Source organism: Rhizobium sp. TBD182 (assembly GCF_001950375.1).
Lineage (GTDB): Bacteria > Pseudomonadota > Alphaproteobacteria > Rhizobiales > Rhizobiaceae > Agrobacterium > Agrobacterium tumefaciens.
Window position 1 is genome coordinate 1,241,072 of sequence record NZ_BDLN01000001.1, and the last position, 944, is coordinate 1,242,015.

General features: G+C 57.4%; 2 protein-coding genes and 1 pseudogene. All 3 read right to left on the minus strand.

Annotated elements, in window-relative coordinates:
- A pseudogene (locus T18_RS27610) lies at nucleotides 1-117 on the minus strand (glycine--tRNA ligase subunit alpha); the annotation flags it as partial.
- A 100-nt stretch (nucleotides 118-217) separates the two neighbouring features.
- Entirely contained in the window at nucleotides 218-412 is a 195-nt protein-coding gene (locus tag T18_RS06255) for an NfeD family protein (protein WP_003515179.1), read from the minus strand.
- Nucleotides 413-432: 20 nt separating this feature from the next.
- Nucleotides 433-944, minus strand: a 512-nt coding sequence (locus T18_RS27615) for a S49 family peptidase (RefSeq protein ID WP_323455207.1), incomplete at its 5' end; no start/stop codon positions are given.

Below are 944 nucleotides of genomic sequence, written 5' to 3' on the forward strand. Positions count from 1 at the left end.
ATAGGGCTGCAATACCGCGCAGCCCTTGTCGGCCCAGTAATTGTGCAGCGTCAGGATCAGCGCCTGAAAGGAACGCTTGGGGTTCATATGGTCTGGAATATCGGTCATTGCAGTCATCGCGGCGTTGTGAGGATAAGTAAGCACTGACTTACTTCGGATGCGGACTGGTGCCACGGCATGGCGAAGGGGTCAAGGATTTATGCGTGGAGACACCGGCTTACGTCTCATCCTCACGCTTCACGCGGTATTCGCCGGTTTCGGGATCCTTGATCAGCGTGCCGATGGCGCCGGTTTCGCGTTCCTTTTCGCGCTGCTTCGATTTTGCCGAAAGCTTTTCCGCATCGCGAACGAAGCGGCGGTAGAGGATGACGGATCCCACCACCAGAAGAACAATTGTAATAAGCTGCGCCATAAGGCCCTATTCCTGCGACATCATAGACCGAAACGCGACCACAATGCCTTTTCTTCGGCAACTTCCGCAAGTCCCGAGACGGCGCCTGCCGCAAGCCTTTCGGCATTGAGGCCGAGTGCCGCATTCACGCCCGGCACTTTTTTGCCGAACAGCGAGCGCCCGCCGGTGACGAGCTGAAGCTTGACCTTCGTCCCGTAACGGCGGCGCAGAACTTCCCTCATGTCGCCCAAGCCGTCGATCAGGCCGAGATCCAGGCCACGCATACCGGTCCAGAACAGGCCGGAGAAGACCGTCTCATCGCCCTTCAGTTTTGCACCGCGGCGCATCTTGACCATATCGATGAAAACATTGTGGATTTCGACCTGAAGCGACTTCAGATATTCGATGTCGCCCTCTTTTTCCGGCTGGAAGGGATCGAGGATGACCTTGTTCTCGCCGGCGGTATAGACGCGGCGCTCCACCCCGATCTTCTTCAGCATTTCAGGGAAACCGAATCCGCCGGAAACGACGCCGATCGAACCGACGATGGAGG

Coding starts and splice junctions, on each gene's coding strand:
- T18_RS06255 (WP_003515179.1), bottom strand. CDS start 412: ATGGCGCAGCTTATTACAATTGTTCTTCTGGTGGTGGGATCCGTCATC.